This window comes from Lentzea terrae, assembly GCF_003265345.1.
Taxonomy (GTDB): Bacteria; Actinomycetota; Actinomycetes; order Mycobacteriales; family Pseudonocardiaceae; genus Lentzea; species Lentzea terrae.
In genome coordinates this window covers 61,702-67,415 of the sequence record NZ_QFWW01000009.1, presented here as the reverse complement: position 1 = coordinate 67,415, position 5,714 = coordinate 61,702, and the positions used below count along the sequence as shown (strand labels likewise).

General features: G+C 69.0%; 6 protein-coding genes and 1 pseudogene. 4 read left to right on the top strand and 3 right to left on the bottom strand.

What is annotated here, in order from left to right; genetic code table 11:
* Positions 1-243, top strand: a pseudogene (locus tag DI276_RS50945) (DUF1996 domain-containing protein); the annotation flags it as partial.
* Positions 244-290: 47 nt separating this feature from the next.
* Here DI276_RS50945 and DI276_RS17040 read toward each other — a convergent pair.
* The 3 genes from DI276_RS17040 to DI276_RS17030 form a co-directional block, all read right to left on the bottom strand.
* Positions 291-2,387, bottom strand: coding sequence for a carbon starvation CstA family protein (locus DI276_RS17040; protein ID WP_112264381.1), 2,097 nt, complete (start codon positions 2,385-2,387; stop codon positions 291-293).
* Positions 2,388-2,471: 84 nt separating this feature from the next.
* The gene (locus tag DI276_RS17035) at positions 2,472-2,801 is read right to left on the bottom strand and encodes a hypothetical protein (RefSeq protein WP_112264379.1); all 330 of its coding nucleotides are present in this window, start codon (positions 2,799-2,801) and stop codon (positions 2,472-2,474) included.
* Complete coding sequence (locus DI276_RS17030) at positions 2,798-2,968, bottom strand: DUF3311 domain-containing protein (protein WP_112264377.1); 171 nt, start codon at positions 2,966-2,968, stop codon at positions 2,798-2,800. Before DI276_RS17030 ends, DI276_RS17035 begins: the two co-directional genes overlap by 4 nt.
* Positions 2,969-3,113: 145 nt before the next feature.
* Here DI276_RS17030 and DI276_RS17025 point away from each other — a divergent pair, with 145 nt between their 5' ends.
* Genes DI276_RS17025 through DI276_RS17015 form a run of 3 tightly spaced genes read left to right on the top strand, consistent with a single transcriptional unit; the run spans position 3,114 to position 5,372 of the window.
* Positions 3,114-4,595, top strand: a complete 1,482-nt coding sequence (locus DI276_RS17025) for a sodium:solute symporter family protein (protein ID WP_198680702.1) — start codon at positions 3,114-3,116, stop codon at positions 4,593-4,595.
* Positions 4,592-5,134, top strand: a complete 543-nt coding sequence (locus DI276_RS17020; RefSeq protein ID WP_198680701.1) for an RNA polymerase sigma factor — start codon at positions 4,592-4,594, stop codon at positions 5,132-5,134. Before DI276_RS17025 ends, DI276_RS17020 begins: the two co-directional genes overlap by 4 nt.
* A complete protein-coding gene (locus DI276_RS17015) occupies positions 5,124-5,372 on the top strand; it encodes a hypothetical protein (RefSeq protein ID WP_112264371.1) in 249 nt (82 codons plus the stop codon). The genes DI276_RS17020 and DI276_RS17015 overlap by 11 nt, the downstream gene beginning before the upstream one ends.
* Positions 5,373-5,714 lie beyond the last annotated feature (342 nt).

Sequence of the window (5,714 nt, the reverse complement as noted above, 5' to 3'; positions counted from 1 at the left end):
AAGTTCGCGGACAAGAACAGCGGCGCGTGCCCGAACGGCACCAAGGCCATCCCGCAGCTGCGGATCAGCATCTCCTACAACATCCCGAAGGACGTGCAGGAGAAGGGCCAGTACCAGCTCGACGCGTTCCCGGAGGAGAACCACAACCCGTTCTCCGACCACAACGACTACGTCAACGTCAACTCCGAGCAGACGATGGCGCAGATCGTGAAGTGCGTGAACGACGGGCGCAAGTGCTCCTGAGTGGGTGAAGGTGGCCGGGCCTCACTTCGGAGGCCCGGCCCGCACTCTCACCTCGAGCTGAGATCAACCAGCTTCGGCGACTCGGGCAGCGTCGACGCCACGTACGGCGTCTCGGTGGTCGGTGGCGTGGGGCCGAGCAAGGCCTTGCGCCACACCCGCATCGCGTCGAGGATCACGATGATCACCAGCAGCGCGAACACGGCGGCCAGCACGCCGTCCACTGTGGAGTTGGTGATGATCGCCTCCATCTGGTCGGTGTTCTTGGCCGGCGCGAGGAGCTTGCCCTGCGCCAGCGCGTCGGCGTACTTCTCCCGTTGCGCGAAGAAACCGAGCTTCGGGTCGGAGCTGAACACCTTCTGCCAGCTGGCCGTCAGCGTGACGGCCACGTCCCACGCCAGCGGAATGCCGGTGACCCAGGCCCACTTCACCCGGCCGCTCTTGATCAGCAGCGTGGTGCACACGGTCAACGCGATGGCCGCGAGGAGCTGGTTCGCGATGCCGAACAACGGGAACAGCTGGTTGATGCCGCCCAACGGGTCGCTCACGCCGGCGTACAGGAAGTAGCCCCACGCGAGCACGACGGCGGCGCTGCAGATCCACAGGCCCGGCCGCCAGGACACCCGCGCGAACGGCTTCCACACGTTGCCGAGGCCGTCCTGCAGCATGAACCGGCCGACCCGCGTGCCCGCGTCCACGGTGGTGAGGATGAACAGGGCCTCGAACATGATCGCGAAGTGGTACCAGAACGCCTTCATCGCGTCGCCGCCGAGGAACTCGGAGAAGATCTCGGACATGCCGACGGCGAACGTGGGCGCGCCACCGGTGCGGGCGACGAGCGTGGTCTCCTGCACGGCGGCCGCCGCGGCTTGGAGCTCGGCCGGGGTGATGGTGAAGCCGAGGTTGCTGACGGCCTCGGCCGCGGACTGCACGGTCGTGCCGACGACGCCGGCGGGGGCGTTCATGGCGAAGTAGATGCCGGGGTCGAGCATGCACGCGGCGATGAGCGCCATGACCGCGACGAACGACTCCGCGAGCATCGCGCCGTAGCCGATCAGGCGGACCTGGGACTCCTTCTGGATCAGCTTCGGGGTGGTGCCCGACGCGATCAGCGAGTGGAAGCCGGACAGGGCGCCGCAGGCGATCGTGATGAACACGAACGGGAACAGCGATCCGGCGAACACCGGCCCGGTGCCGCTGAACGCGAACTCCGTGAACGCCTCGGTCTTCAACACGGGCGCGGTGACCAGGACGCCCACCGCGAGCAGCACGATGGTGCCGATCTTCATGAACGTGGAGAGGTAGTCGCGCGGGGCGAGCAGCATCCACACCGGCAGCACCGACGCGACGAACCCGTAGCCCACCAGCCACAGCACGAGCGTCTTCGGCTCCAGGGTGAAGAACCCGGCCCAGCTGGACGTCTGCACCCAGCCGCCCGCCACGATGGCGGCGATCAGCAGGACAACGCCGATGACGCTCGTCTCGACCACCCGGCCGGGCCGGAAGATCCTCAGGTAGACGCCCATGAACAACGCGATCGGGATGGTCATCGCGATCGAGAAGGTGCCCCACGGCGACTTCGCGAGGGCGTTCACCACGACCAGCGCCAGCACCGCCAGCAGGATGATCATGATGGCGAAGACGCCGACCAGCGCCGCCGCGCCGCCGATCGGCCCGATCTCGTCGCGGGCCATCTGACCGAGGCTCTTGCCGTCCCGCCGCATCGAGAAGAACAGCGTGACCATGTCCTGCACCGCGCCGGCGAAGATCACGCCGACGATGATCCAGATCGTGCCCGGCAGGTAACCCATCTGGGCGGCCAGCACCGGACCCACCAGCGGGCCGGCGCCCGCGATCGCGGCGAAGTGGTGTCCGAAGAGGACACGACGGTCGGTGGGCTGGTAGTCCACGCCGTCGTCGAGCCGTTCCGCCGGGGTGGCGCGGGTGTCGTCCACCTTCAGCACCTTTTTGGCGATGAAGCGGGCGTAGAAGCGGTAGCCGATCGCGTACGAGCCGAGCGCCGCGGCCACCAGCCACACCGCGGACACGTTCTCGCCCCTGGACAGCGCGAGCACCGCCCAGGCGACCGCACCCACGACGGCGACGACCGTCCACACCAGGACGGATCGCAACCTGGTCTTGTTCACTGGAACTCCTTGTCAGCGTTGAAAAAGAGCGCGCGAGTCCGGCCGGCCGCTCGGGGTGAGCGGTCGGTGGGGGAGGGATTTCGGTCAGCTGGGTGGCAGGCGGCCCATGCAGGCGCGCAGACCGGCGTCCGGCGGCAGGTCCGTCGTGAACCAGCGGATCGGCCCGATGCGACGGCAGCTCACCGTCACGTCGCGGCCGGCCAGATGTGCCCAGGCGGTGGGATGTGCGTAGACGGCGCCGGACGGCATCGCGTCGACTGCGCGGAGGCCCCTGTGCAGTTTGCCGCGGCGCAGCACCCGCACCGAGAACTCACCGGAGTCGGCGCAACACATCCCGGTGACGTGCCAGTCGACCACGACCACCTCGTGCGGCCGGAGTTCGTTGCACGCCACGGCATCCAGCCGGATCGTCACGTGTCCTCCCGATGCAGCCGCAACGCCACGGAGAGGCACAGAACGGTGACGATGAGGCATCCGAACTGGTACCAGTAGAAGAAGGGCACGCCGACAAGGCGAGGTTCGGTCCGTGCGTACAAGGGCACCGCCATCGCGGTCAGGCAGGGCAGCACCAGCAGGGCCACCGTTAGTGCTGAACTTCGCGGCCGCACAGTCGCACCTCCTCGTCGTGTGTTTCCCATGAGTTGCGCGGGTGACGCGTTCGGTTTACACAGACGCGGAAATTTTTGTCGCGTATGTTGCGCCGGTGCCCGACGAGGAGGACGAGTCGTGACCGGAGTCGACGTGCCCGCGCTGCTCGCGTTCGGGGCCGTCCTCGTGCTGACCTCCGCGGTGGCGGTGGCCGCCCGCTGGTTCTACCGCGCCGACGTGCTGCCGACGCCGACCGACTGGGCGCTGGCCGGCCGCCGGTTCGGCACCGTCACCACCTGGTTCCTGCTCGGCGGCACGATCTACACCGCGTACACGTTCGTGGCCGTGCCCGGCGTGGTCTACGCCGAGGGTGCGATCGGCTTCTTCGCGCTGCCGTACACGGTGATCGTGTACCCGCTGGCGTTCTGGCTGCTGCCGAAGCTGTGGCGCGAGGCCCGCGACGTCGGCGCGGTGACGATCGCGGACGTCGTGCGGGTGCGGTACGACTCGCCAGGACTGGCGCTCGCCGTGGCGTTGACGGGAATCCTCGTCACGATGCCGTACGTGGCCCTGCAGCTGCTGGGCATCCGCACGGTGCTGACCGTGCTCGGCGTCTACCCGGCAGGCGTGACCGGTGACGTGATCCTGGGCGTGGTGTTCGCGGTGCTCGCGGTGGCGACGTACCGCAACGGGCTGCGCGCGGCGGCGGTGATCGCCTTCCTCAAGGGCGTGCTGGTGTTCGCGGCCATCGTGGTGATCATGGCGCTGCTGGGGCCGCCGAACCGCCTGTTCGCCGAGGCGGAACGGCGCTCGACCGGCTCGCCGGACCTCGTGTCGGCCGGGGTGGACGGCGGGGTGGTCACCACCCACCTCGATCCCGGGCTGTCCACCGCGTACGTGACTTTGGCCGTCGGCTCGGCGCTGGCGTTGCTGATGTACCCGCACGTGCTGACGGCGGCGTTCTCGGCGCGCGGTGAGCAGGTGCTCCGCCGCAACTCGGTGGCACTGCTGGGGTGGACGGCGCTGCTCGGCCTGTTCGCGCTGCTCGGTGTCGCCGCGCACGCACTGGGCGTGGTCGTCGCGCAGGGCAGGGCCGAGCTCGCGGTGCCGACGATGATCACGCAGATCATGCCGGGCTGGGCGGCGGGCGCGGTCTTCGGCGCGCTCGCGATCGGGGCGCTGGTGCCGGCGTCGATCATGTCGGTCGCCGCGGCGATGTTGTTCACCCGCAACGTCTACGTGGAGTACCTCAACCCGAACACGACACCGAAGCAGCAGACGTCGATCGCGCGGTTCGTGTCGCTGCTGGTGAAGTTCGGCGCGCTCGGGTTCGTGCTGCTGCTCGCCGCGCAGGACACGATCAACCTGCAGCTGCTCGGCGGGGTGTGGGTGCTGCAGACGTTCCCCGCGGTCGTGCTCGGCGCGCTCACCCGCAGGTTGTCGCCCGCGGGCATGCTCGCCGGCTGGGCCGTCGGCATGCTGACGGGCACCCTGCTGGTGACGTCCGGCGGGTTCTCGGCGGTGGTGATGGTCGGCGGCTTCCAGATCTACGCCGCCGTGATCGCACTCGCGGTGAACCTGGTGGTCGCGTTCGCGGTGAGCGCGGTGTGGCGCCGGTGAGCGAGGACCTGCCGGACACCGTCGAGACGCTCGCCGGTCGCGACGCCGACCGGGAGAGCGCGCTCGCCGCGTTGTTCCACCGGCACCACCTGGAGCTGGTGCGGCTCGCGACGCTGCTGGGGGCGGAGTCCGACGCGGAGGACGTGGTGGCCGACGCCTTCTGCGAGCTGCACCGCGGGTGGAAGCGGCTGCGCTCGGAGCAGGCGGCGCTACCCTATTTGCGTGCGGTCATCGTGAACCGGGTCCGGATGCGCGTCCGGCATCTGCAGGTCGTGCGCAAGCACGTCGAGTGGGTGCGCGAGGACGTCGCGTCCGCCGAGTCCCAGGCCATGGTGCGCGACGACCAGCGCGCGTTGGTGGCGGCATTGCGTTCGTTGCCGGAGCGGCAGCGCGAGGCGCTGGTGCTGCGGTACTGGCTGGGCTTGAAGGAGGTCGAGATCGCCGAGGCGATGGGCATCAGCGCCGGAGCGGTCAAAGCGCACACCGCGCGCGGCATGGCGAAACTGGGCAAGGTGCTGGAGGGGCAGGATGACGACTAGCGGCGAACAACGGCTCGAAGAGGCCCTCCGCACGGTCGCCGCCGAGGTGACGGCGTCTCCCGGCGCCTACCGCGAGGTGCAGTCCCGCTGGCGCCGCAAGGAACGCCGCCGCCGGCTGATCGTCGCCGCCCTGGCGACCGCGGTCGTGCTCGCGACCAACGGCATCGCGCTGTGGGCGCTCAACGACGCCCGCCCCGACCAGCACATCATCTTCACGGATCCCACGCAGACGCGCTGACCCTCGGTGTTCCGGGAACGGTGTTGGCGCCCGCCGTGTCGCGGGTGAGAGATAGCGCGGTGACCACCGCGAGCGCTCCTAGCCCGTATCGGGCAGTCCCCATGAGTTTCCCCGGATCGTCAGTCCAGGCCGATGACCGCCGGCGGTGGAGGGGTCGTCCAGCTACGTCATGGCTTCTCACTGAGGTCTGGGCATTCGAGAATCCGCAGCTCACTAAGATCGAAGTGTCACGACCGGCGCGACCCCGCTCTGACGCTCGATTGAAGCGTTTCAACCTCCTTGTCCGGTTGTGGACAGGCTTGTCCTCCTCGTCTTGACGCACTGCACTCGGCCGAACACGCT

Bases quoted from the DNA above. Each gene is read 5' to 3' on its own strand.
- DI276_RS17015 (WP_112264371.1), top strand. From the start codon at position 5,124: ATGACGACTAGCGGCGAACAACGGCTCGAAGAGGCCCTCCGCACGGTC.